The sequence below is a fragment of the Streptomyces sp. NPDC007095 genome (genome assembly GCF_040634475.1).
Lineage (GTDB): Bacteria > Actinomycetota > Actinomycetes > Streptomycetales > Streptomycetaceae > Streptomyces.
Window position 1 is genome coordinate 22,379 of sequence record NZ_JBEYFS010000014.1, and the last position, 25,381, is coordinate 47,759.

General features: G+C 68.5%; 19 protein-coding genes and 1 tRNA gene. 11 read left to right on the forward strand and 9 right to left on the reverse strand.

Annotation, left to right across the window (positions count from 1 at the left end):
* Window positions 1–7: 7 nt before the first annotated feature.
* The 5 genes from ABZ656_RS07365 to ABZ656_RS07385 all read left to right on the forward strand — a co-directional run bounded on the left by ABZ656_RS07365 (window position 8) and on the right by ABZ656_RS07385 (window position 7,770).
* Window positions 8–2,323, forward strand: coding sequence for a transglycosylase domain-containing protein (locus ABZ656_RS07365; protein WP_360265471.1), 2,316 nt, complete (start codon window positions 8–10; stop codon window positions 2,321–2,323).
* Window positions 2,324–2,612: 289 nt separating this feature from the next.
* A complete protein-coding gene (locus tag ABZ656_RS07370; RefSeq protein ID WP_360265474.1) occupies window positions 2,613–4,931 on the forward strand; it encodes a peptidoglycan recognition protein in 2,319 nt (772 codons plus the stop codon).
* Window positions 4,932–5,201: 270 nt separating this feature from the next.
* Complete coding sequence (locus ABZ656_RS07375; protein WP_101399419.1) at window positions 5,202–5,759, forward strand: TetR family transcriptional regulator; 558 nt, start codon at window positions 5,202–5,204, stop codon at window positions 5,757–5,759.
* Entirely contained in the window at window positions 5,756–6,649 is an 894-nt protein-coding gene (locus tag ABZ656_RS07380) for an aldo/keto reductase (RefSeq protein WP_101399421.1), read from the forward strand. The genes ABZ656_RS07375 and ABZ656_RS07380 overlap by 4 nt, the downstream gene beginning before the upstream one ends.
* Before the next feature lie 101 nt (window positions 6,650–6,750).
* The gene (locus tag ABZ656_RS07385; RefSeq protein ID WP_360265478.1) at window positions 6,751–7,770 is read left to right on the forward strand and encodes an NADPH:quinone reductase; all 1,020 of its coding nucleotides are present in this window, start codon (window positions 6,751–6,753) and stop codon (window positions 7,768–7,770) included.
* A gap of 736 nt (window positions 7,771–8,506) precedes the next feature.
* Here the strand turns inward: ABZ656_RS07385 and ABZ656_RS07390 are convergent.
* Window positions 8,507–9,811: a HEAT repeat domain-containing protein gene (locus tag ABZ656_RS07390; protein ID WP_360265481.1), complete on the reverse strand. Its 1,305-nt coding sequence runs from the start codon at window positions 9,809–9,811 to the stop codon at window positions 8,507–8,509.
* 487 nt (window positions 9,812–10,298) lie between these two features.
* Here ABZ656_RS07390 and ABZ656_RS07395 point away from each other — a divergent pair, with 487 nt between their 5' ends.
* On the forward strand, window positions 10,299–10,847 hold the full coding sequence (locus ABZ656_RS07395) for a hypothetical protein (RefSeq protein ID WP_360265484.1): 549 nt from the start codon (window positions 10,299–10,301) through the stop codon (window positions 10,845–10,847).
* A gap of 267 nt (window positions 10,848–11,114) precedes the next feature.
* Here ABZ656_RS07395 and ABZ656_RS07400 read toward each other — a convergent pair whose 3' ends face one another.
* The gene (locus ABZ656_RS07400) at window positions 11,115–11,405 is read right to left on the reverse strand and encodes a hypothetical protein (protein ID WP_129592047.1); all 291 of its coding nucleotides are present in this window, start codon (window positions 11,403–11,405) and stop codon (window positions 11,115–11,117) included.
* 1,408 nt (window positions 11,406–12,813) lie between these two features.
* Here ABZ656_RS07400 and ABZ656_RS07405 point away from each other — a divergent pair.
* Both ABZ656_RS07405 and ABZ656_RS07410 read left to right on the forward strand, forming a co-directional pair.
* A complete protein-coding gene (locus tag ABZ656_RS07405; RefSeq protein WP_101399431.1) occupies window positions 12,814–13,143 on the forward strand; it encodes a hypothetical protein in 330 nt (109 codons plus the stop codon).
* A gap of 668 nt (window positions 13,144–13,811) precedes the next feature.
* On the forward strand, window positions 13,812–14,873 hold the full coding sequence (locus ABZ656_RS07410; protein WP_360265566.1) for a tyrosine-type recombinase/integrase: 1,062 nt from the start codon (window positions 13,812–13,814) through the stop codon (window positions 14,871–14,873).
* Between the two features lie 90 nt (window positions 14,874–14,963).
* On the opposite strand, the gene ABZ656_RS07415 is transcribed toward ABZ656_RS07410, so the two are convergent.
* A tRNA-Gly gene (locus ABZ656_RS07415) sits at window positions 14,964–15,037 on the reverse strand.
* A gap of 488 nt (window positions 15,038–15,525) precedes the next feature.
* Here ABZ656_RS07415 and dcd point away from each other — a divergent pair.
* From dcd to ABZ656_RS07430, 3 genes are all read left to right on the forward strand, one after another.
* Complete coding sequence (gene dcd / locus ABZ656_RS07420; protein WP_054231394.1) at window positions 15,526–16,101, forward strand: dCTP deaminase; 576 nt, start codon at window positions 15,526–15,528, stop codon at window positions 16,099–16,101.
* A 14-nt stretch (window positions 16,102–16,115) separates the two neighbouring features.
* Window positions 16,116–16,631, forward strand: coding sequence for a phosphoribosyltransferase (locus tag ABZ656_RS07425; RefSeq protein WP_101399433.1), 516 nt, complete (start codon window positions 16,116–16,118; stop codon window positions 16,629–16,631).
* A gap of 348 nt (window positions 16,632–16,979) precedes the next feature.
* Window positions 16,980–17,168, forward strand: a complete 189-nt coding sequence (locus ABZ656_RS07430) for a hypothetical protein (protein ID WP_101399435.1) — start codon at window positions 16,980–16,982, stop codon at window positions 17,166–17,168.
* Window positions 17,169–17,334: 166 nt separating this feature from the next.
* Here ABZ656_RS07430 and ABZ656_RS07435 read toward each other — a convergent pair whose 3' ends face one another.
* The 6 genes from ABZ656_RS07435 to ABZ656_RS07460 form a co-directional block, all read right to left on the reverse strand.
* On the reverse strand, window positions 17,335–17,634 hold the full coding sequence (locus ABZ656_RS07435; RefSeq protein WP_360265489.1) for a helix-turn-helix domain-containing protein: 300 nt from the start codon (window positions 17,632–17,634) through the stop codon (window positions 17,335–17,337).
* Between the two features lie 65 nt (window positions 17,635–17,699).
* Window positions 17,700–17,993 carry a hypothetical protein gene (locus ABZ656_RS07440; RefSeq protein WP_360265492.1) on the reverse strand — a complete coding sequence of 98 codons (294 nt, stop codon included), beginning with the start codon at window positions 17,991–17,993 and terminating at the stop codon, window positions 17,700–17,702.
* A 255-nt stretch (window positions 17,994–18,248) separates the two neighbouring features.
* Entirely contained in the window at window positions 18,249–19,259 is a 1,011-nt protein-coding gene (locus ABZ656_RS07445; RefSeq protein WP_360265495.1) for a Yip1 family protein, read from the reverse strand.
* A 108-nt stretch (window positions 19,260–19,367) separates the two neighbouring features.
* On the reverse strand, window positions 19,368–20,873 hold the full coding sequence (locus ABZ656_RS07450; RefSeq protein WP_101399445.1) for an FG-GAP and VCBS repeat-containing protein: 1,506 nt from the start codon (window positions 20,871–20,873) through the stop codon (window positions 19,368–19,370).
* 210 nt (window positions 20,874–21,083) lie between these two features.
* Window positions 21,084–22,340 carry a VCBS repeat-containing protein gene (locus ABZ656_RS07455; protein ID WP_360265569.1) on the reverse strand — a complete coding sequence of 419 codons (1,257 nt, stop codon included), beginning with the start codon at window positions 22,338–22,340 and terminating at the stop codon, window positions 21,084–21,086.
* Window positions 22,341–22,867: 527 nt separating this feature from the next.
* Window positions 22,868–25,135 carry a (Fe-S)-binding protein gene (locus ABZ656_RS07460; protein WP_101399447.1) on the reverse strand — a complete coding sequence of 756 codons (2,268 nt, stop codon included), beginning with the start codon at window positions 25,133–25,135 and terminating at the stop codon, window positions 22,868–22,870.
* Window positions 25,136–25,381 lie beyond the last annotated feature (246 nt).

The window sequence follows — 25,381 nt, forward strand, 5'->3', positions numbered from 1 at the left end:
AGAGCCCATGAGCGGACACCGGCGCCGACCGCCGCAGCGCTCCGTCGGCGGCACGCGTGCCGAAGGTGACCGCGCCACGGGCCACCGGGTCGCACGTCGTGACCAGGCCCCCCGACAGGACGTGCCACGCCGTGCCCGGAGAAAGGCGCCGCAGAAGAAACGCTGGATCGACTACCCGCGCCGAGGCCGGACGGGCCCGCGCCGCTGGCTGCCGTCGGTGCGTCAACTGCTGGCGTTCTTCCTGTTCTTCTTCGGCGGCACGGCAGCGGCCGTCGGCTATGCCTACGCCACGGTCACCATCCCCGACCCCAATCCCACGACACTGCTGCAGAACAACGTCTACTACTGGTCGGACGGCACGGTCCTGGCGACCGACGGCAGCGTCAACCGGCAGAATGTCACCCTCTCGCAGGTACCCGCCGACGTGCGGTGGGACTTCATCGCCGCGGAGAACGCCTCCTTCTACACCGACCCGGGCATCGACCCGCAGGGAATCCTCCGCGCCGTCGTCCACATGGCCGCGGGCGGCTCCGTCCAGTCCGGCTCGACGATCACCCAGCAGTTCGTCAAGAACACCTACCTGGACCAGTCGCAGACGGTCTCACGCAAGTTCAAGGAACTGCTGATCTCCACCAAGATCGGCGCCGGGATGACCAAGGAGCAGATCCTCCAGGGGTATCTGAACACCTGCTTCTTCGGTCGTCAGGCCAACGGCATCCAGGCCGCGGCGCGTATGTACTACGGCCTCCCGGTGGAGAGGCTCGACGCGAGCCAGGGAGCCTTCCTCGCCGCGGCGGTCAACGAGCCGAGTCTCTTCCAGTACGCGGACTCCGATCCCGCGGCCAGGGCAAAGGCGGAAGCACGCTGGTCCTGGGTGCTCGACCGGATGGTGAAGACCGGCAAGCTGACACCCGGGCAGCGGGCACGGTACGCGGCCGCCGGTTTCCCCACACCCAGGAAGTGGACCCGCGGTTCAGGGCTCACGGGCGAGACCGGCTATCTGGTCCAACTCGCCAGGTCGTATGCCGAGACACACGACCCGACCATCACCGACAGCGGCCTGAGCCGGGGCGGCTACCAGATCCACACCACCTTCGACAGGAAGAAGACGGCGGAACTGACGAGGGCTGTCGCCACGGTGCGGGGGCAACGCCTCGACCCCGCCCACCGGCAGGTCGACCGGGACGTCCAGGTCGGAGCCGCCTCGGTGGAACCCACGACCGGCAGGATCCTCGCCGTCTACGGCGGCCCCGGCTTCGACCACGCCCACTACTCGGACAACGCCGACACCTCCGGCGTCCCGGTGGGATCGACCTTCAAGCCCATCGTCCTCGCGGCCGCACTCCAGCACGGAGCGGTACTGCGACCCGGCGAGTCACCGGAGCCGATCACCCCGGCCGGCAAGTTCAACGGTGACGACGGCATCGAGATCAAGGACCAGCAGGGCGACGATGTCGCCGATCCCAAGGACCCCACCGGGCTCCTCCACCAGCACAACGACACCCCCCGGCGCTGGGGCTACATCTCTCTGCGCAAGGCCATGGAGCAGTCGGTCAACACGCCGTACGTGCAACTGGGAGAGGACGTCGGCTACGGGAACGTGGCGAGGACGGCACAGACTCTCGGCCTGCGCCCGGGCAGCCTCGCCGCCCCCAGCGCCGGCTTCTACATCGGCACCTCCACACCGAGCGCCATTCGAATGGCAGGCGTGTACGCGACTTTCGCTGCCGACGGGATGCAGGCCACCCCGTACTCGGTGACGAAGGTGACCCACAACGGCTCGGCACTGGCCGGCTTCGCCGCCCCCGCCCCCGTGCGAGCCCTGCCGGCGGCGGTCGCCGGCAACGTGACCGACGTGCTCCGGGGCGTCATCGCCCGGGGCACCGGCACCAAGGCCCAGGCTCTCGGCCGGACGGCGGCGGGCAAGACCGGAACCACCGACGACTACCGTTCCGCCTGGTTCATCGGCTACACCCCGCAACTCGCCACCTCTGTCGTCCTCTTCCGAGAGGACTCGAACCACCCACAGCTGCAGTCCCTGGCAGGCGTCGGTGGCCTCCAGAAGGTGTTCGGCGGCGACATCCCCACCGAGATCTGGACCCAGTACATGCGCGACGCCCTCGCCGGCCTGCCCGACGCCACCTTCCCCGCGCCCGCCGCCCTCGGCCGCGGCACCGACGAGCCCGGCGCTCCCACGCCCTCCCCGTCCGCGGCCCCCGCCAAGCGGGGCGGCAAGACCGGCAAGAGGACGACCACCACTGCCGCCCCCACACCGGGCGCCCCGGCAACCGGTTCCAAGTGCCACCGCCACAAGTGCCGTTGACCGCGACAGTATCGGCCACGGCAGGAGGCATCAGCAGATCGCCCGCCTCACTCGGACGGACCTCGACGGCCCGCACCATCCGTGGCACGCATGACACATCGCCATCCTAGTGATCTGCATCACCGAGGCCTGTCGCCCCGTGATGTTCGTCGGACACGGTGCGCTGTAGGGGGCGGCCGCCTGTGTGGCAGGTGTGCCTCATGTGACCTTTTTCTGTGGCCTTTCCGGGCCTTCTAAGGGTGGATACGTGGTGGGTCGTCGTACGTCGCATGTGTACAGACCGCTGAGCATGAAACGACGGGCGTGGCTGACGCTCGGTGCGGTGGTCCTCGGAGGCGGGGGCGTGGTGACCTACGCCGTCGCCAGCCCGTCCTCCGATCCCGGCGCGGCCGGCCGGGCCAAGCGGCCGGCGAAGGTGTACGACCTCGCACTGAAAGGCGGCACAGGCGACAAGCGGGAGCTGCCGCGCACGGACACCGAGCAGTTCTCGATGCTCGGCGTCTCCTGGACGGGGGCGGCCAAGCGGCTCGACGGCACGGCGCAGGTACGCACCCGCAGCCTCAAGACCGGCCAGTGGAGCGCCTGGCAGGACCTCGAACTGAACGTCGACCCGCTGGAGAACCCCGGCGTCGGAGTGCGCGGAGCATCCGAGCCGTTGTGGGTCGGTCCCTCCGACGGCATGCAGGTGCAGGTCATCCGCAAGAACGGCACCAGCAGCTCCGCTCTGCCCAAGGGCCTTGAGGTCAACCTGGTCGACCCGGGGGTGGTGACCGACGCCGAGACCAAGGCCGGCGGCACCGCGGCCGAGCCTGCCGCGTTCGTCGCCGATGAGAGTCCCGGCGCCACGGCATCCGCGCCCACCGACTCCGCCGCGCCCACCGACGGCACCACCGTCATGCCGACGGACGGCCAGACCACCACATCCCCGGCTGCGACGGACACCACGCCGGCGGCCACCGACTCCGTCCCGCCCTCCGCGCCGGCGTCCCCCACGGACTCCGTCCCGCCCTCCGGCTCGGCGTCCCCCACGGACTCCGTGTCGCCGTCGCCGAGCACGTCCTCCAGCGCGCCGCCCTCGGCGCCGCCGTCCACCGTGCCCGAACCGCCGATCGTCTCGCGCGCCGACTGGGGTGCCGACGAGTCGATCAGCCCCGAGGCGCCGGAGTACAACGCGGACGTGAAGGCGGTCTTCGTCCACCACACCGACGGGGCCAACGACTACTCCTGCGCCGACTCGCCGTCGATCATCCGGAGCATCTACGCGTACCACGTCCAGGTCAGCGGCTGGAAGGACATCGGCTACAACTTCCTCGTCGACAAGTGCGGCACCATCTTCGAGGGCCGCAAGGGCGGCGTCGACCTTCCGGTGTTCGGCGCACACACCTACGGCTGGAACCGGGAGTCCGCAGGCGTCGCGGTGCTCGGTGACTACACCACCACCAGCGCCACCAACGCCACGCTGGCATCAGTCGCCCGCCTGGCGGCCTGGAAGCTCGGCCAGTACGGCGCCGATCCCGCCGGAACCACCCAGCTCACGGCGGGCGCGAGCCAGCACAACTACTTCAACACCGACTTCACCGCGGGCAGCAAATACACCTTCCAGCGGATCTCCGGCCACCGGGACGGCTACAACACACAGTGCCCCGGCGGTCTGCTCTACGACCAACTGCCGACCATCCGCAGCTGGGCATCCGGCCCGGTGCAGGGACTGAAGGTCAGCTCGGTCGACGGCGCGGGCCTTTCGGGCTCGACGTACTACACCAAGGGCGGCATCACCGTCCGTTGGACGGCCACCACACCGGCGTCGTTGATCTCCAAGTTCGAGCTGCTGGTCGACGGCAAGAGCGTCGCCACCACCTCCGGCACCGCCACGTCCGCCGGCGTCACCCTGGCCCTGGGCAGCCACACGGTCGCCGTGCGGGCCGTGCACCAGTCCGGCAAGACCGCGACCAGTGCCGCGCTGACCGTCGTCGCGGAGACGACCGCGCCGACCTTCACGACCAACCCGAAGCTTTCCCTGCGCTCCGGCACCGTCAGCACCAGCGCCATCCCCGTCACCCTCGGCTGGAAGGCCACCGACGACAAGGCCCTGCGCGAGGTGAAGCTGCTGTCCCCCACCACCGCCGCCTTCGGCCCGACCACCACCACCTCCAACCGCACCGCCAAGTCCGGCGCCGCCACCATCTGGTCGATGCGGGCCTACGACTACGCCGGCAACTACCGCACGTCCTCGCCCTCGTACACCCCGGTGCTACTGCAGGAGACCGCCGCCACGAAGTCCGGCAGCTGGACCTCCCGCTCCTCCAGCGGCTACCTCGGCGGCCAGTCCTACTCCAGCGGTTCCAAGGGCGCCGGCCTCACCTGGACCTTCACCGGCCGCTCCGCCGCCTGGGTCGTCTCCCGGGCAGCCAGCTCCGGCCAGGCGTACATCTACGTCGACGGCACCAAGGTCTCCACCGTCGACCTGAAGTCCTCCACCACCCTGTACCGGCAGGCGATCTGGACCAAGACCTGGTCCAGCAGCGCCAAGCACACCATCAAGATCGTCGTGGTCGGCACCAGCGGCCGTCCCACCGTCACCACCGACGGCCTCGTCTACATCAAGTAGCCCCGGCCCCGCGAAGACGCGGCGCGCCACGCCGACCGGGGCATGCGGTCCCCAGCACGAAATCGGCCTTCACGATCCGGCGTACGCGGTCGTGAAGGCCGACTTCACGCTCCTGCGAGCGCACCCTGCCTGCGCTCTGACCCGTCGCGAACAGGCTCGGTCGTCACGACCGGGCCTGTTCGCACGCGACGCACCTCACCGCAAAAAGAACAGCTATTCTGTTAGTGTCTCCTCGCAAGGGGAACCAGGATTCTTTTTGTGGGGGGTGTGATGCCGCGGCTCACCGACGCGCGCAAGGAACTCCGGCGCGCCCAGATCGCCGAGGCCGCCATCCGCTGCTTCGGCCGCAACGGCCTGGAACGGACCTCGATCGCCGACATCATCGCCGAGTCCGGACTCTCGGCCGGCTCGATCTACGCCCACTACCGCAACAAGGCCGACCTGGTCCAGGCAGCCGCCCGCGAAGTGCTCGCCGAGCGCGCCAAGGTCCTCGGCGAGCACGCCGCGAGCGACACCCCGCCCGACCCCGACGAACTGCTCGCCCGCCTGATCGCAGCGATCGACCCGGCCGAGGCCCGGGTAGGCGTGCAGACCTGGGGCGAGGCGACCACCAATCCGGCCATCCGCGACATCGTCGTCGACATGACCGACCGGATGCGCGCGATGCTGCACGACTGCGTCACCGCCTGGCTCGTCAAGGTCGAGCACCACGAGCCGGCCGAGGCCCGGGAGAGCGCCACCCCGATCGCTCACCGGGTGATGGCGCTCTATCAGGCCGAACTGCTGTACACCGCCTTGCGATCACCGACCGAGGAGACAGCGTCATGACCACCCCGACCGCTTTGCTTGCCGGCCGCACCGTCTTACGCGTCGGCTATGGCGCGTTGCAGCTTGAGCGCCTGCACGACCGTCGCGGCGAGGCCGTCGCGCTGCTGCGCCGCGCGGTCGAGCTGGGCGTCGACCATGTGGACACCGCCGAGTTCTACGGCTTCGGTTTCGCCAACGCCGTGATCCGCGAGGCGCTGCGCCCCGAGGACGGCGTCCTGGTCGTCACGAAGGTCGGCGCCGACCCCGACCCGGGCGGACGCCGGCCGTTGCGTCTGGCACAGCGGCCCGAGCAACTGCGCGCCAGCGTCGAGGACAACCTGCGCAGCCTCGGCGTCGACCAGCTCCCCGTGGTCAACCTCCGCCGTCTCGACTCCGGCCCCGGCCTGCGTCCCGAGGGCGACCAGGTCGTCGACCTCGACGACCAGCTCGCGGTGATGACCGCCCTGCGCGACGAGGGCAAGATCGGTGCGATCGGCCTGAGCAGCGTCACCCTCGACGGCCTGCACCGTGCCCTGCCGGCGGACATCGTCTGCGTGCAGAACGCCTACAGTCTCGTCTCCCGCGACGACGAGGACATGCTGCGGCTGTGCGCGGCCCAGGGCGTCGCCTGGGTGCCGTTCTTCCCGCTCGGTGGAGCCTTCCCGGGCCTGCCCAAGGCGACCGACGAGCCGGCGGTGCACGCCGTGGCCGAGTCCCTGGGCGTCACGGCCTCCCAGGTCGGCCTCGCCTGGCTGCTGCACCACGCCCCACATGTGCTACTGATCCCCGGCACCGCCGACGCCGCCCACCTCGAGGCCAATATGGCGGCCGGCGAGATCACCTTCGACGCCGCGACCCTCGCCACCCTCGATGCCATCGAGTCCCGTTCCAGCGAGGTCCCCATCGGCTGACCGGAACCGACGAGACCCGGGGCGCGAGCACGCGCCGGCCCCCGTGGCGGACCTCCCGGCCGCGCCGGGAACCCCTTCTTCACCAGCTCCAAGGACGGATCATGAAGGCCATCATTTACCGCGACAACGGCGGCCCCGACGTTCTTCGGCTCGTCGACCGTGACCTGCCCGCGCCCGGCCCCGGCGAGGTTCGCGTCCGGGTCGCCGTGTCCGGGGTCAACCCGACCGACTGGCAGGCCCGTTCCGGCGCGGCCCTCCCCAAGCACTTCTCCGAGGTCACCCCGCACCTCGACGGTGCCGGCACGATCGACGCCGTCGGTGAGGGGATCGACCAGAACCGGGTCGGTCAGCGGGTCTGGTTGTTCATGGCCGCCGCCGGGCGGCCCACCGGTACCGCCGCCGAGTTCACCGTCGTGCCCGCTGAACGGGCCGTGCCGCTGCCCGACGAGGCCGGCTTCGATGTCGGTGCCTCACTCGGCGTCCCCGCGCTCACCGCGCACCGTGCGCTCACCGTCGCCGAGGACGGGCCGCGCCGTCTGCGGCCCGGGGCGCTCGACGGCAGGGTGGTGCTCGCCGCGGGCGGGGCCGGGGCGGTCAGGCACGCGGTGACCCAGCTCGCTCGAAGGGCCGGCGCCACCGTGATCAGCACGGTCAGCAGCCTGGAGAAGGCCCGGCTGGCCACCGCGGCCGGGGCTCACCACGTGATCAACTATCGCGAGGGCGACCCGGCCGCCGAGATCCGCAAGATCGCCCCGGACGGCGTCGACATGGTCGCCGAGGTGGCGCTGGGCGCGAACCTCGCACTGGACCTGGCCGTGCTGCGGACACGCGGCACGGTCTCGACCTACGCCAACGACGGTGGCCGGCCGGTCGAAATGGACGTGCTGCAGAACATGGTGCTGAACGCGCGCTTCCAGTTCCTGGTGCTCTACACGGCCGGACCGGAGGCGCTCGCCGCAGCCATGGAGGACGTCGCCGCCGCAGTCCGTGACGGCGCCCTGCCGGTCGGCGAGGAACATGGCCTGCCACTGGTCCGCTTTCCGCTCGACCGCACCGCCGACGCGCACCGGGCGGTGGAGAGCGGCGCCGTCGGCAAGGTCCTGGTGGACATCACGTCGTGACGTCCCGCCGGCCGCCGTGCGAACAAGCACCGTAGTCGCCGACATGCCGCGGCCGTCCCGTGGACCTGGCATCAGCACTCCGACGACGAGCGGCAAGAGGAGGTCGCCGCCGGGCCGGACACCACAGTCCGGGGGCTCGGGACGCTTGCACCAGGACGAAGCCCGATGAGCCTTCTGGCACGAATCTGGCACGCGACAACTGATCACCGCGGACAGCGAAAAGGCCCGGGTCGATGACCGGGGCCTTTGTCATGGAGCGGGTGACGAGAATCGAACTCGCACTCTCAGCTTGGGAAGCGACGGCGCTTGGCGAGCTGGATGGCTTCTGACCTGGGCGTATACCTTGCAGTGCTGCGCCCGGGAGTGCGGGTTCGCACCGCTGTCGACCGTGGTTTACCGGTCTTAAGGGCACGCTATGGGCACGCCGTCGGCTCCGAGACGTGGAGAGCCCCTCGGGGTGGTCCACGAGCGGCCGAGCACGGGAAGCGAGCACCGGCCGGAAGGGTGCCGTTGCGGGAGCACATCGAGGGCAGCTCGGCAGTGACCGAACAACTCGGGCAGAGGTGGCTTGGAGCCGTCGGACAGAATCCGGCCCAGTGGCCGTGCACGTCGTCGTTGGCATCGTCGAGCCGTTGCTGGGTGGTGAGGTCGGGGAGGACGGCGCGCTGCTTGAGTGAGCCGAGGCTGCGCCGCTGCTTGTCGAGTACGGAGCATCGGCGATCCTTGCCGCCGTGACTCAGATGCGGTAGGCGCCCGCCGGTACGCCATGGGCGACGCCGTACGGAGTCAGGGCAATGACGCCGGTGCCGCGTGACGGTGTGTCTGCAGTGAGGTCGAGAGGGCTTGCGGCGCCGAGGGAGCGGGCGATGTCCGGGGCGAGTTCGTGAGCAGTCCAGCGCCACTCGTCCTCGTCGTCCTCGCTCTCCTGCGCGGCGTCCCAGTCGGGGTGCAGAGCCAGTTCCGTACGGCGTGTTCGTTCGTACGGCAGCGGCCCGCCGAGGGTCAGCAACTCGTCCTCCGCCTCGCCGGTTTCGCAGTAACGCCGGATCACCGTGCCGTGCTCGGCCACGAGCCAGGCGGAGCCGTCGCCCTGGCCGCCGTAGTAGTACGCCTGTGCCCGGCCGTAGCGGGCACTGAGCTCGGTGCACAGGCGTAGCACGTCCTCGCGGCGCTCCTGACCGTGCGGGTCGCACCAGGCGCCGAGGACGAGGGTCCAGCCATCGAGTTCCGGGGTGACGAAGACCCGTTCGTAGCCGGTGTGTTCGTCCGTGTCGCAGCCGTGACCGTCGGCGTCGACGATGTCGTTGCCGAGTGCGAAGGTCACGGGTCGTGGGTCGGTCAGGCGGAGGGTGCGCATGATCCCGGCCTGGTCTCCGCCAGGGACGGCCATCCAGTAGTTCCAGCAGGCCCACAGCGGTTCGGGCCGATCGTCCGGGAGCTTGATGCGGATGAGTCGCTCGATCGCGGCTGTGTCGGCGCGCGACAGAGCCGGTTCGCCACCGAGTTCGGCGAGTACAGGCAACGCCCGCGCCCGCTGCCGGCCCGGCCCCCGTTCCCGGACGCGCCGGAGCAGCGGAATCACGTGCTCGCCGGTGCGGATCAGGGTGTCCTGGGCTTGCCGGGCGACCTCCTGGTCCGGGTCGCCGAGCAGCGGCAGCAGGACGGCGGCGGACCGGCCGGCCTCCCCGCAGTGCTCGATCCCACGGACGGCCTGACGGCGCACGAGCGGCACGGGGTGGGCGAGGGCCGCGGTGTAACGGTCGAGAACGGCCACGCCGAGCCGGGAGAACGCGAAGCCGACTCGCTTGCGGGACTCCTCGGTGGACGCGGAGACGAGCCCCTGGAGCAGACCGTCGAACCCCGCATCCCCGATCCGCCCGAGTACGGCGGTGATCGGCCGCCAGTCCACCGGGGACTCCGCGTCCATCACCTCCCGCACCAACTGCTCCACCCCGCCGGCGCCGAGCGTGACCAACGCGTCTGCTGCTGCCTCGTGTCGGTCTGGCCTGCCGAGGTCCCGTATCAGGTCCGCGTTCACCACGTGCCCCTCCAGCAGGGTCGACCAGGCTTCCGAGCGTCATGATTCCGCAAGGGTCTGACATCGACCGAGCGGTCCCGCTACTCGTACGTCCCTCGGGCAGTCCGTTCGTCCAAGAAGGCCGTCCCATGATGCCGTCGTGGTGTGCCACCCACAGGACTGGACAACAAACAAGGCCCAGGTCTCGGACCTGGGCCTCAATTATGGAGCGGGTGACGAGAATCGAACTCGCACTCTCAGCTTGGGAAGCTGAGGTGATCTACCAGTTGTGGTGGAACTGACCTGCACTACAGCGGTGCAGGCGCGTTCCATCTGCGGAGTTGAGTATCCGCTGTTCCCCGTGGCTCCCCGCACGATCTGGCACGCGTCTGGCACGGGTCAGGGTGCCTATGGGTCACGTTAGTCTCCGATCATGGCCTTGCGACCTGATGAGTTCTACGACCACGCACGTGCGGCCGCGGATGGTGAGCTTCGACTTCCGTTGGCACGGATGACCAGCTGGGACATAAGTCCGTTCGAGCCTGATGGACTTCGCGTCGCGCCGCTGCGCCCGCCCGTTCTGCCCGAGCCAAAACGGCACGGTGAAGACCCGGCGAACTGCGACGTGTGCCGCGCCCGAGACGAAGGAATCTGGTTCAACGAACGATGGCGACTGGCCCGGGTCACAGGCGTCGGTGTGCCTCTGGTACTGATGCTGTACTCCCGAGACCACTTCGACATGGCGGATCTGTCTGACGAAATGGCCGCCGAACTCGGGGTGCTCACCACTCACATCGTCCGCCATGTGCAGGCACTACCGCATATCTCCCGAGCCCACGTCTACCGGATCGGGGACGGAGCTGCACACTTGCACATCTGGTTCTTCGCCCGGCCCGAGGGCCAGGCCCAGCTTTATGGGTCGTGGATGCCCGTCTGGGACGACCTTCTGCCGGAGTACCCGGCAGACGTAGCCGACGCAGACGCGGGGGCCGTCGCTGACGCGTTGGTCACCTCGTACCGTGGCCGACGCTCGGCCACCGACGAACAGATGCACGTCTGAGGCTTCACGATTTCATTAGCCGGTCAATGACCGAGTCAAGGCGACGGGCGCCGGCCGACACTACGGACGGCGCCCGTTCGAGGCCAAGACTTATCAGGTCGATCATCGCGAGCTGTCGGCACTGGATCTTGGCCGCCATGCGGCGTGGGAGTGGTCGCTAGGGTTCGCCGTGATACGCCTTCGTCCGCCGCTGTTGGTGTCGGCCGCTGCTGTCAGACATCAGTGGCCCACTTGACGGTCGCCCTAGATAGGGGTGAGGGGCGGCACTCAGTCGTCGTCGCCGGCACGACGAGCCTTGGCGAATGCTCCGCCCCGGACCAGAAGCACCGCACCGAGCGCGACGAGCCCCAGAGCTACGGTGGAAAGAACCATCGCCGCTCCGGAAGGGAAGCCGAGGAGTTTGGGTCCTCCGTCCAGGACGGGGCCGCCAGCCATCGCTATCCAACCCCAACCAGCCCTGGGTGACGGCGCATACGCCGCGGTTCCCCGGCCGTTCAAGGTCAACACGCCCAGAATTACGAAAACGCAGCCGGAACCCAACATGATCCACGCGGACATGGCACCCCTCCATGGGAAGGCTAGTGCACGGGCGGAACGGCTTTGGTCTGTGGCCTGGCGGTGCCGTAGAGCGCCAGTTTGGAAGACGGCGTATGTGGATGGCGGCTGACCTGGGAAGTCTCTGACCTGGGCTGGAGCGCGACTGGCCCCACGGTTCCCCGTGAGACCTCGGGAGATCTCGCCGGATCGGGCACGCAACGAGCACGGCTAGCACTCGCCTCCAACGGTGGATGGCTGGGGGGTGCGCGGTCTCAAGCGCGCCAGCGGTCCCAAAGTAGCCATTTCGTGTGCTGGGGCAGGTGATGACGCCAGAGCCAGAGAGGCAGGCGCCGGTGCGGGACAAACGTCCAGAGATCGTCGTCGGCTTCGTTGCCCCTGGGGCGGGTTCGCAAGAGGGCCAGGCACTCGGTATCGACCGAGTGGTGAAGACGTGCAACGTGCGCTAGCGCGACCGTGCCCTGTCGGTGCAGTTCTTCCGAGTCCGAGCGGAGAGCGCGGGCGATCCGGGGAAGGATGGCCACGGGATCGGAGTAATTGAGGGCAATGCCGATCACGGCCAATCCGACGTGCGGCTCGCCGCGTTCAAATGCCGCGTCGATTTACTCCGGTTGGTCCATCCCGAGCAGACCTGTACCGTCTGCCCAGTTGTAGGCCCAGTCAGGAGAACCTGTGCCTGCACGCTTGTCTGTCACGCGCCGACCTTACAACTAACCTTGTACCGCCGCGAGATCAGTTCTTCTGGAAGTGAAGGGCCGGGTCTCTGACCTGCGGCCGTGTAATCGATCAACGCTGCGACCTGCGACTTAGCTGTCGGTGGTTGTCAGCGTTGGTCGACGTTGAGCACCCTCCGACGGCCCCGAGGCGGCCCGGGCCGTAGCGAGTGGTGGCGCCGTTTCGCCCAGCCCGCATGCCGCTACAGACCGCGTAGCGCCTCGTACAGATCGCCGTAGGCTGACCAACAGTCGACGCTGCCGTCGTCGTTCAGGCTGCCCATGTACCAGTCGTCGTCTTGGACAGGCTTCACGAGGCACAGACTGTGGAACCCGAGAATGATCGCTGGGTGCAGGACCTCGTGGGCTCCGGTGCCGACCACCCACTGCACCTCCCGGTTTGGATCCAGTGCGACAGCCTCCCGGTCCCCGGATACGTCGCGGATCCGCTGGAGGGTCCAGCCTGGGGGTAGTTGAGCGCCTGTCATCCTCGATGATCTCACCCGCAAGTGCGGACAACCGCTTTAGGAGAGAGGCTGGGCGGTCCAGGCCTGACCTTGGGCTCCTTGTCTTGGCGGAGTCTGGCATCACGCACCCTTGCGCACCCTGATTCCCCGTGGGGCCCCGCCCGTTCTGGCACGGCTGTGGCATGAGACTCGCTGGAAGCTCGCGGTGGTCGGCCCCGTAGTCTCCATGCTGTGCGCTACTCCTTGAACCACCGCTGGGGCGACTGCACTGAGGCCGACGTCGTAACGGACGAGCAACTCGACGCGTTGCTCTCCGAGCTAACCCGCGACATTGAAGATGTTGAGCACCCTGACCTTTGGATCACCGACCATGAGTCAGGATGGAGCCTCCTCGCCTTCGCGGGGGATGCTGGTCTCGTCGTCCTGGAGGATGAGGCTGAAACCACCACTCAGCATCTGCGGGGACTTACGCCCGACACGATCCGTGTTCTTTACGTGCGGCTCATCTCTGGACAGATCGATCTCTTGTGCCAGGAAGACTGGCGCCCCGGCTATGGATGAGGGAGCGGTCCGCCTCACCCGCCGACGACAGACGTCTCCACGTCCCCTTCCGCGGCTATCAGCCGTAGTGCAAGGCCGTTGTACCGCGGTTGAACACTCAGTCCGCCGCGGCGCACCTTCTGATCCGTAGCTCTACAGAGATCGGTCACGGACGGTCATACAGGTCGCCCTTCGGCTGCATTGGGGACGCTACGGGGTGGGGACCACGGCGCATCGGTGTTGTCTGCCATGGATAGCCTCCAGGCTACTAACTGCTAGGAGATCAAGGAGCATTGGTGCTTGACGAGCTGAGTGGTGAGCCAGTAGGAGGCCTTTATCCGTCTCAATGTCCGCTGTGTGAGGGGCCGCTCGTTAGGGCGGAGGGAGTTGCCGCGGGTATGCACCCGCTATCCATAAAGGTCCGTCTGGCGGGTAAAAGGCTGGCGCGTCAGCGCGGGACCAGGGTCTTGGTGTGTGACCGGTGCAGCCATGTTCTGCTGTTTCTACAGCCTCCCCGGTCCGCAGAAGGAGAGGATGCCGGGCTGTGAAAGCACACGGAGGGCGAGCGGAGGTGTGACCCGAGTCTGGGACGAGCGGCGCCGCCTAGGAATCTCGATGACGCTTTCTGCGCAGACGGTTGCCGGAACGAGGACGACCCTCCTGTGGCTACTTATGCGACGCCCGTAGCCATTGGACTCTCCTCGACCCACCACTCACCCCAGCTCCCATCCCGTCCGCCGATCTGGCTCTCCCAGGTTGAGGCAGATCTCAGCCGAGGGGACTGGCGCGCTCCCGACGCCGGGGCGGTCAACTTCCGCGTCTACGCCGAGAAGTGGGTCGAGGAGCGGGAGTTGGCCGTTCGCACCGAGGATCTGTACAAGCACCTCCTTCCGACCTTCGGCGCGCTCGATTTGGACGAGATCACCGCTCCTCGCGTCCGTGAATGGCGGTCTGAGCGCCTCCGCACCACCGGAGCCAAGACCACCGTCGCCAAGGCATACCGCCTCCTCAAGGGCATCTTCGAGACGGCCGTAGATGATGATCTGGTGAGCCGCAACCCGTGCCGGATCAAGGGCGCGGGAAAGGAGTCCGCCGCTGAACGCCTCGTCGCCACCGTCGCCCAGGTCGACGCCCTCGCCGATGCGATCGGTATCCGCTGGCGCCTCATGGTCTACCTCGGCGCGTACGGTCCGATGCGGCCCGAGGAACTAGCCGGCCTGCGCCGTCGTGACGTCGACCCCGGCAACCTGGTGATCCGTGTCCGCGTCGCCGAGCCGGAGCGGACGAACGGCAAGCGCGCTCCCGGTGAGACCAAGTCGGACGCGGGCGTCCGTGCCGTCCTGCTTCCGGCTTTCCTGCACAAGGAGGTGAGGCAGCACCTCGCCTGGTTCGCCGAGAAGGGCCCGGACGGTCTGCTTTTCGTCGGCGAGAAGGGAGCTCCTTTCCGGCGCACCTCCTTCGGCCGGAAGTGGCGCCGGGCCCGTGCAGCCGTGGGCCTCCCGGACGGCTTCCGTTTCTACGACCTTCGTCACACCGGACACACGCTCTCGACTCGTTCGGGCGCCACCCTCAAGGACACGATGGTCCGGGCCGGTCAGTCTTCCGAGAAGGCCGCGCTGATCTATCAGCACTCCGACGAGGAGCGGCAGCGCGACGTAGCCGCGGGGCTTGATGGCATGGTTCGTGCCGAGCGTGCGAAGCACCACGACGACGACCCTGTGCACCACAAAGGGAAGCCCACTGGCACCTAGTCGAGCCCTTATGGTGCGGATGTGGTGCACGCCCCGCCCACCGGTCTAGACAACAAAGAACCCCCGGGTCATCGACCTGGGGGTTTCACATGGAGCGGGTGACGAGAATCGAACTCGCACTCTCAGCTTGGGAAGCTGATGTTCTACCACTAAACTACACCCGCGTAAGACGCCGGTTGTCCGGTGTCGAATGCTCGCTCACTCTACCTCATGCCCGGTCCCTGGCGCTGACGCCGTGGGGCCGGTGCGCGTTTCGGGGGGTGGACGCGGGTGCGGGGGACGGGAGTTGGGGCGTACGGTGGAGGGGTGGAAGAGGGTCTGGGCGGGGCCGGAGTGCCGCCTGGAGAGCCGTCCCTTTCATCCCGTAATGTGGCTTACGTCGTCAGTCAGACGCGGCTCTTGGGGAAGGGACTCTGAGGACTTGATGGAGCGCACCGTCGTCCGTTGTGCCGAGGGGCACGTGTTCAGCACCGCTTCGTTCCCGATGCAGCAGGCCGAGCGTCTCGGCCCCGGTCGATTGGTCCGGTGTCCGCGATGTGCGCGGCTCCGGAGCGTCGTTCCGGTCACGCTCGAGAAGCGGTAGGACTCAGCGGTAGGACCTGGGGCGCGGGGACTGTGCGAAATGCTGACAGTCCCCGCGTATCCTCGGGGCGTGCTTCTCTCAGACAAGGACATCCGGGCCGAGATCGACGCCGGCCGGGTCCGTATCGACCCGTACGACGAATCCATGGTGCAGCCCTCGAGCATCGACGTGCGGCTCGACCGCTACTTCCGGGTGTTCGAGAATCACCGTTATCCGCACATCGACCCCTCCGTCGAGCAGGCCGATCTGACTCGGCTCGTCGAGCCCGAGGGGGACGAGCCGTTCATCCTGCACCCCGGGGAGTTCGTGCTCGCGAGCACGTACGAGGTGATCTCGCTTCCCGTGGATCTTGCCTCGCGGCTGGAGGGCAAGAGTTCGCTCGGACGGCTGGGGCTCGTCACGCACTCCACCGCCGGGTTCATCGACCCCGGCTTCTCCGGGCACGTGACCCTGGAGCTGTCCAATCTCGCGACGCTTCCGATCAAGCTCTGGCCGGGCATGAAGATCGGGCAGCTGTGCATGTTCCGGCTGAGCTCGCCGGCCGAGTTCCCGTACGGCAGCGACCGGTACGGCTCCCGCTACCAGGGCCAGCGCGGGCCGACCGCCTCCCGGTCCTTCCTCAACTTCCATCGGACCCAGGTGTGAGCGGGAGCGGGGACATGAGCTTGTCCGACGCGCGGGAGAACCTCACCTACGAGCGGTTCGGGACCGCGGTCCGTGAGCTCGCCCAGACCATCGCCGACGACGGCTACCGGCCCGACATAGTGCTCAGCATCGCCCGCGGGGGTGTCTTCGTCGCGGGTGGACTGGCGTACGCCCTCGACTGCAAGAACATCCACCTGGTCAACGTCGAGTTCTACACCGGTGTGGGTACGACGCTCGACATGCCCGTCATGCTCGCTCCCGTCCCGAACGCCATCGACTTCTCCGACAAGAAGATCCTGATCACCGACGACGTCGCCGACACCGGCAAGACGCTCAAGCTCGTGCACGACTTCTGCGTCGACACCGTCGCCGAGGTCCGCAGCGCCGTGATCTATGAGAAGTCCCACTCGCTGGTGAAGTGCGAGTACGTGTGGAAGCGGACCGACGACTGGATCAACTTCCCCTGGAGTGTTTTGCCTGTAGTACGTAAGTCGGGCGAGCCGATCACGCCGTCTAGAGAAGCGCTCTGACCCGCTGTTTCTTCGTAGATTGCAGATGTGCAAGAGCCCCTCGAAGATCATCGAGGGGCTCTCGTGTTGTTCGGGATGCCGGTGACCTTCTGATCCGCTCCTCGGCCGCCGGCCCACCGCCATCGGGACACCTCACCTTCCCGGCATAGCGCATCCCACGGGAGCTGTCACGACCCGACGTAACCCGCACCGTTGGAGATCTCCTGGGGCCTGTCTGACGGGTCGCGTCACCGACCCCGCACCCGCCAGCAATGTCACCCGAATGGCGCAACATGGCGTGCCACCCACATGGGTGAAGATCAAGCTGACTAGTGCCCCAATTGAGGCATTCCGTGAAAGGGGAACCAAATGCGCATTCGACGAATCCTCGCCGCCGTCATCGCCACGGCAGCCCTCGCCGGACTCGGCCTCACAGGCGCGGCCACCGCCACCGCCGCCAGCCTCACCCCGGGTGAGTGCGAGCAGGGCGGCGGAACTGTCAATTGGGCGACCAACACCTGCAGGGGCGGTACGTTCGACGGGCAGATGGTCGACTAAACCCCACTAGGCGCCCCGCAGCCACGCGCTGCGGGGCGCTCCCGCGCGAGCGTAGCCGGGAGAGTCGCAGGGACCGTGCCGACCCGTCGGGCACGCTGGGTCCGAGTCGGCCCGGAAGCACGTGGCGGGTGGGAACTCCTCATCTCGGCTGCCGGCTCGCGGCTCGTCATGATGAGCGAAGGGACGGACTGGCGCTCGCCTTCGAGGGCGCGTTCGCCCATGACGAGCGCCTGTTCCAAGTCGCCCTCCCGCGCGCCCCGCCGGGACCCTTGGAGGCCAAAGCCTGCCGACCGCCCGAAGCCAACGCACGCCGCCACCGGTTCGCCGACATCCGGGTCACCCTGAACCGCCGGGCCACCTCCCGGTCACTGGCCCCGGCCTCGATCAGATCAGCGGCTTCGAACCGCACTTGCTCACGCCGAGCCCGCTCCTCGGCCGCCGGCCCACCGCCATCGGGATACCTCACCTCCCGGCATAGCGCATCCCACGGGAGCCGTCACGACCCGACGTAACCCGCACCGTCAAAGATCTCTAGCCCGCTTGCTCCAGGGTCAGGTTGCTGCGAATGGGCTCGGCTCGCCACATGGCCGCCAGCTGGGGGTAGGACTCGATGAACCGGCGCATCTCTCTCAGCGCGACAGTCCTGGGCATGCCGATCTCGTCGTAGTCGAACCCGGTGTCCTGATGCCCGAGGCTGTCGAGCCCTGCCCAAGCCGGGTCCTCGCCGAAGACGAGCTGCAGCTCGACTTTCCAGTATTCCGGCTGCCGGTCGGGGGCATCACGGGCGCCGGCACCGTTGACCGCAAGCAGTCGCCCAAAGGACATCGAAGGCTGGTCGTCGTTCCAGCCCCACCTGCGTGCCTGCGGTGTCCTGATCGTTCTGCGCAACAAGCCGGGGGACAAGTCAACGACGCCTGGAGTGTGTTGCCTCCCGTGCGTAAGTCCGGAGAGCCGGTCACCCCGTCGAAGGAAGCGCTCTGACCTGGCCCCGGCAAGGGATGGAGAAGGCCCCCGGCAGTGGTTCGGTGCCGGGGGCCCTCTCGTACGTACTCGGCGTACGCGGCGTACCGCGCGTCCTCGCTAGAACGTGCCCAGCTTGATGATCGACAGGATCGCGATCAGCTGGATCGCCGACGCGGCCAGTGCCTTCGGCCACGGGAGGTCGTGGGACTTGCCGACCATGAGGGTCAGCAGGGCGCCCGCAGCGACCCAGGTCGCCCAGCCGAGGAGCTGCACGAAGGACGCGTTGCCGCCGAAGAACATGGCGACGATCAGGCGCGGGGTGTCCGTGATGGACATGATCAGCATGGAGAGGCCGACCGTGGGCTGCCAGGCGCCGTCGCCGCCGAGCTGGCGGGCCAGGGTGTGGGTGACCACACCCAGGATGAACGTGCTGATGACGATCGCCACGGCCGTCGTCAGGACGATCGGGACGGCGTTGGAGAGGGTGGCGTTTATGGCGTCTTTGCGGGCGCCGTCGAAGCCGAAGACGGCCAGCAGGCCGTAGAGGAACGTCACGATCAGGGCCGGGGCCCACATCGTGTAGTCGCGCATCTGCAGGAAGGTCTGGTTGGGGGCCGTGACGATGCCCCTCAGCAGGTCCTTCCAGTGCAGACGGGGGCCGATCGGCGGGGCCGCCGCCTGGCCGGCACGGTAGGTCCCGCCCTGGGTGTAGGGGTCCTCGCCGACCGAGAAGGCCTGGGTGTGACCGGGGCTGTTCGCCGCGTACGGGTCGCCACCCTGCTGCGGGTGACCGTCGCCGAAGTACTCCGGCTCGCCGTGACCGCCGGCGCCGCCGCCGTTCGCCTGGGGCCAGCCCGGCTGCCCGCCCTGCTGTCCGCCGCCGTACTGCTGACCCCCGTACGGCTGCTGCTGCGAGGGCGCGGGCGGGTAGCCGTACGGCTGCCGGCCTCCCTGCGGAGCCTGCTGTCCGTACGACGGTCGGTGTTGTTGCGGTCGCGCTTGCGGGGCCCGGTCGTCCCGGCCGCGTCCGATCCTGAATCCAGCCACGTAATCGAACGTACCTGGTCCCGCACAGTGGCGTGCCGGGTGCGGGCCATCGGAGGGGGGTTTGGGTCCGAGCTGTGACATCCCCTAAGGGGAAGTGCACCGGTGTCCCTTACGGGGTCACAGCCCTCGGGTTCCGTGCGAGGGGGAAGCCGGGCCCGCGGGTGCGGGCCCGGCCGGGGGCAGCTGGGATCAGTCCGCGAAGTTGGAGCCGAACGACGGTGTGCCCGTCGTCGAGACGCCCGCGTCGGCCGGCCAGATGGCGCGGGAGCCGGTCGCGGTGATCTTGGAGCCGGTGGAGGGCAGGTAGGTGACCGTGCCGTCGCCGGCGTTCTCGTCGGAGCCCACCAGGAGGTCGGCCCTGCCGTCGCCGCTCACGTCGTCGAGCTTCACGTCCAGGCCGAAGAGGTCGCCCTTCTCGTCGTTGCCGGGGACGCCGGGCGTGCTCTGGGCGAAGGCCTGCGCGCCGGAGGAGGTGTTGACGCCGTGCGCGGAGCCGTACAGGACGGTGACCATGCCGGCGTCCGCGTGGCCGTCGAGGTCCTCGTACGCGGTGCTGACGACGAGGTCCTGGAAACCGTCGCCGTTGATGTCGCCGAGGTCCAGCTCGTAGCCGAAGCTGTCGTTCTTCTCCGCGGTGCCGGGCACGCTGCCGGTGTTCTGGCTGATCCCGGCGGTCGAGGCGGGGCCGGACGCGGAGCCGTAGGTGATGTTCACCTTGCCGCCGTACGCGGAGTCCGGAGGGGTCGTGCCGTCGCTGAGCTTGGTGTTGTCCCAGGGCGCGCCGCTGACGATGTCGCCGAAGCCGTCGCCGTTGATGTCGCCGATGGCCGTGATGATGCCGGTCTTGAGGGTCTTCGCGGCGGAGACGTTCAGGCCGTTCGCCGTGCCGGGCACGTAGTAGTTCGTGTTCCAGCCGTAGTCGGTCTTGGTCTCGAAGCCGTCGACCACCAGGTCGGTGCGGCCGTCGCCGTTGATGTCACCGGCGGTGAGGTTCATCGGGCCGCGGGCGCTGCCGCCGGACTGGATCGGGGGCTTGATCGTGGTGCGGGCGAGGCCGGCCGTGCCGCTGGAGGTGATGCCGCCCTTGTAGACGTAGATCGTGCTCGACGTGTTTCCGACGGCCAGGTCCGCCTTGCCGTCGCCGTCGAAGTCGCCCGCGGCCAGGTTCTTGCCCCACAGGTCGTGCGAGGAGGAGGCCGGGTCGGCGATGGCCACACCCTTGCCGGTGAGGCCGCTCGGGGAGCCCCAGAGGACCGCGAGGCCACCGGCGTCGGCGTCGTTGCCGAACTTCTCGTGCGGGGACGACACGGCGAGGTCGTCGTAGCCGTCGCCGTTGAAGTCCGCGTACGCCGTCTCCGCGCCGAAGGCGTCCCCGGCCTCGGCGGTGCCGGGGACCCCGGCGGTGTTCTGGCTGAGCGTGGAGCGCTTGGCGGCGGACACGCCGCTGTGGGTGCCGTAGAGGACGACGAGCTGGCCGGCGGCCTTCTGGCCGCTGACATAGGCGCCCTGGGCCGAGAAGGCCACGTCGCCGATTCCGTCGCCGTTGAAGTCGGCCTGCGGGACCTTCGTGGAGTCGGCGGCCGTCGCCGTCGCGGCCGAGAACGTGAGGAGACCGCCCGTCAGCGCGGCCGCGGTGGCCGTCGCGAGGGCGAGTCTGAAGGCGTGTGTGCGGTGCTGCGAGTACTGCTTGTGCATGCGGGGGTCTCCTGCGGCATGCGGGGATGCCTGGCGGGCATTCCCAGTCAATGGGGTGCGGACCGCCCGCGTTCACCGGGAGTTGTCCCGGGGGTCGGAGGCTGGTCGGCGAACAGAAGACCTTGAAAGGGGGGCAAGGGTTGTACGTGAGTTTGATTAATTCCCGTAACGCCTGTGGCGAGTGCCTCTGTTGGTGAGGTGACTCGTGCTTCAGGAGCCCATTCCCAGGAACTCGGACGTGGAGAACGTGACCGTCGGCTTCGCCGTCACCAGCGCCTCCTTGCTGCCCGCGTACACCGCGACCGTGTCCTTCGTCTCCCCGTCGTACGTCCGTACGGCCAGGTCCGCCCGCCCGTCCCCCGTGAAGTCGGCGACGGTCAGGACCCGGGTGGTGCCCCGGGCGGGTGGCGGCACGGTCACCATCCCCGTCGCGGACAGTCCGGTCGTACGGCCCCGCAGGATCCGCAACTCCGCTCCGCTGGAGACGAGTTCGCTCACGCCGTCCCCGTCGAAGTCCCCGGCGTCCAGCACCGAACCGGGGGTGCTGATGCTGTCGCGTACGGCGGCGGGGAGGTCGTAGCGCAGATACGTTCCGTCCATCGAGCCGACCGCCGCGTCGAGGGCGCGGCCCCTGCCGAAGCGGCCGAGGGCGACGTCGATGCCGCTCGGCAGGGCGGTGCCGGTGCGGGTGGGGCCGGCCGGGCCCCCGAGGACGAGCGCGGACGTGCCTGGGCCTTCCGCCGTACGGACGAGGAGGTCGTCGTAGCCGTCGCGGTTCACGTCGAGGGCGGGGCCGGTGGGCACGGTGCCGGGTGAGGGGAGGGGCCTGCCCGCCGCGCGCGGGGTGCCCTTCCTGGTGAACGGGCCGCGCAGATAGCTGAGTCGGCCGTCCGAGGCGTGCACGACCAGGTCTTCGGCGCCGTCGCCGTCGAAGTCGCCGCACACGGGCTGGTCGGGCCAGTCGTTGCCGGCGCGGGCCCCTTCCGGGATGACCAGCTCGACCGCCCTGCCGGTGAGGCCGGCCGGGGAGCCGAAGAGGATCTGGAGGGGGACGGGGGGCCGGCCCTGGCCGTCGTACGGCGGGTCCGTCGACACCACGAGATCGGTGAAGCCGTCCCTGTCCAGGTCGCAGCTCGCCTCCGCGTCGAAGACGGCGGGCGACCGGCCCTTCGTGCGGGCCGCCTGGCGCGCGGGGTTCAGCAACTGCCGTGCGCCGGGCGCGAGTCCATGTGCGGTTCCCGTTCCGTAGACGATCCCGATGCCCGCGTCGTCGCCGTGGGCGTCGTCCGGGCCCTTGACGAGGTCATTGAGGACCAGGTCGCGACGGCCGTCGCCGTTGAAGTCGTCCACGGCCTTGCCGCCCTTGCCGCGGGGGACGGGGAGTTGGGCGGGGGCCTTGGCGACGGTCACGGGTTCGTGTCGCGCGGAACCGGTGTTCCCGGTGCCGGCGCATCCCCCGAGCAGCAGTACGAAGCTGATCGCTCCGGCCCGTACACCGGCTTTTCGCCCGCCCACCGTTCACCTCATCCGCCCCACTGACAACAACCTCGCCATGATGCTCCGGATTCGGTGGGAGCGGTATCGCCACCTCGGAAAGGACCGTGTGTCAGCGATGAGTTTTACAGAATTGTTGACAATATTGCGCGGCTCGATTTACGTTCGCAAGGACCGGACAGACGGGGGCGGCGCCCGGCGCGAAGAATGGACCGAACGCCCCTGACCGGCCGTTTCGGCCGCCGTATGGCCGCCGTGAACAGGGAGAAGGCTTTCCGCGAAGCACAGGGCAGTGAAGCGCAGGACCGTCGTCATGGGTATCGGCGCGACCGCCGGAGTCGCCGTAGCCGGTGGCTTCGCCTTGAGCGCGCTCGCGTCGGGCGCGGGCTCGTCCGGGGCGTAGCCCCGGGGATGGGTCGGGCAGGGGCGGCGGGGGCGAGGAAACGCGGACGCCGGCGGGCGAGAATCTCGGCCCACCGGCGTCCGGACGATCAAGCCGGTTACTTCACCGGCTCCGGCTCGGGCTCACTCTCCGCCTCCGCCGCCCCCGCCGGATCAACCGGCGTCCTGACGGAGTCGAGGAGGAGCTGGGCCACGTCCACGACCTGGACGGACTCCTTGGCCTGGCCGTCGTTCTTCTTGCCGTTGACCGAGTCGGTCAGCATCACGAGGCAGAACGGGCAGGCCGTGGACACGATGTCCGGGTTCAGCGAAAGAGCCTCGTCGACGCGCTCGTTGTTGATGCGCTTGCCGATCCGCTCCTCCATCCACATCCGCGCACCACCGGCACCGCAGCAGAAGCCACGCTCCTTGTGACGGTGCATCTCCTGCTGACGCAGGCCCGGGACGGCCGACATGATCTCGCGCGGCGGCGTGTAGATCTTGTTGTGGCGGCCCAGGTAGCAGGGGTCGTGGTAGGTGATGAGGCCGTCCACCGGGGTGACCGGCAGCAGCTTGCCCTCGTCGATGAGGTGCTGGAGCAGCTGGGTGTGGTGGATGACCTCGTAGTCGCCGCCGAGCTGCGGGTACTCGTTGCCGATGGTGTTGAGGCAGTGCGGACAGGTCGCGACGATCTTCTTCGCCGACTTCGGCTTCTTCGTCGACTCGTCCTCGTCATCCTCGCCGAAGGCCATGTTCAGCGCGGCGACGTTCTCCATGCCGAGCTCCTGGAACAGGGGCTCGTTGCCGAGACGGCGCGCGGAGTCACCGGTGCATTTCTCGTCGCCGCCCATGATGGCGAACTTGACGCCCGCCATGTGGAGGAGCTCCGCGAAGGCCTTCGTGGTCTTCTTGGCGCGGTCCTCGAGGGCACCGGCGCAGCCGACCCAGTACAGGTACTCGACCTCGGACAGGTCCTCGATGTCGCGTCCGACGACCGGGATCTCGAAGTCGACTTCCTTCGTCCACTCGAGGCGCTGCTTCTTGGCCAGACCCCAGGGGTTGCCCTTCTTCTCCAGGTTCTTGAGCATCGTGCCCGCCTCGGACGGGAACGCGCTCTCGATCATCACCTGGTAGCGGCGCATGTCGACGATGTGGTCGATGTGCTCGATGTCGACCGGGCACTGCTCGACGCACGCGCCGCACGTGGTGCAGGACCACAGCACGTCGGGGTCGATGACGCCGTTCTCCTCGAACGTGCCGATGAGGGGGCGCTCGGCCTCGGCGAGCGCGGCGGCGGGCACACCGGCGAGCTGTTCCTCACTCGCCTTCTCCTCGCCCTCCATGTTCTTGCCGCCGCCCGCGAGCAGGTAGGGCGCCTTGGCGTGCGCGTGGTCGCGCAGCGACATGATGAGGAGCTTGGGGGAGAGCGGCTTGCCCGTGTTCCAGGCGGGGCACTGCGACTGGCAGCGGCCGCACTCGGTGCACGTGGAGAAGTCCAGCAGGCCCTTCCAGGAGAACTGCTCCACCTGGGAGACACCGAAGACGTCGTCCTCGCCGGGGTCGGTGAAGTCGATGGCCTTGCCGCCGCTGGTCATCGGGAGCAGTCCGCCGAGAGCGGTCTCGCCCTTGGCGTTGCGCTTGAACCAGATGTTCGGGAAGGCGAGGAAGCGGTGCCAGGCGACACCCATGTTGGTGTTGAGACCGACCGTGATCGCCCAGCCCATGGTGACGCCGAGCTTGATCATGGCGGTCAGGTAGACCAGGTTCTGCAGTGTGCCGAGGCTCAGGCCCTTGAAGGCGGCGACCAGGGGGTACGAGGCCCAGTACGCGGCCTCGTAGTGGTGCACGCCGTGGATCGCGCCCTCCAGGCCGCGCAGGGTCATGATCGCGAGGCCGATGACGAGGATCACGGCCTCGACGAAGTACGCCTGGCCCGTCTTGGAGCCCGCGAAGCGCGACTTGCGGCCCGGCTTCGACGGCCGGTTCAGCTGCCGGATCGCGATCAGTACGAGGATGCCGAGCGTCGTGAACAGCGCGATGAACTCGGTGTACAGCTCGTAGGGCAGCCAGCCGCCCAGGACCGGCAGCGTCCAGTCGGCCTTGAACAGCTGACCGTACGCCGTGACGATCGTCAGGCCGAGGGTCAGGAAGCCGACGGCGACGAACCAGTGCGCGACGCCGATGATCCCCCACCGGTTCATCCGGGTGTGGCCGACGAACTCCTTGGCCAGCGTGATGCTGCGGGCCTTCCAGTCGTCGGTTCGGGAACCGGCCGGGACCGGCTGGCCCAGCTTGATGAACCGGTAGATCTGTGCGACGGCTCGTGCGATGAGAGCAACGCCGACCACGGTCAGCGTCAGCGACACAATGATCGCGGCGAGTTGCATTGGGGGCTCCTCGGGCCTGCGAGGGGGGAGCTGAAGGCCGACCTTCAGCTGATTACTAAGCGGTAACTTATGCAGTCCGTCTGAGACTACCCATATCTTCCGCCGCACTGTAGCCAGCGGTGCGGTGATCTGCGTCGCTGAGGTCCACCTGAGTCGCCGAAGTCGCCGACCCGCGGTCGCGGGGTCACCGGCCGACACGTAAACCCGATCGTGTTATCTGCGGCGTATTTGCGACATTTAATACTA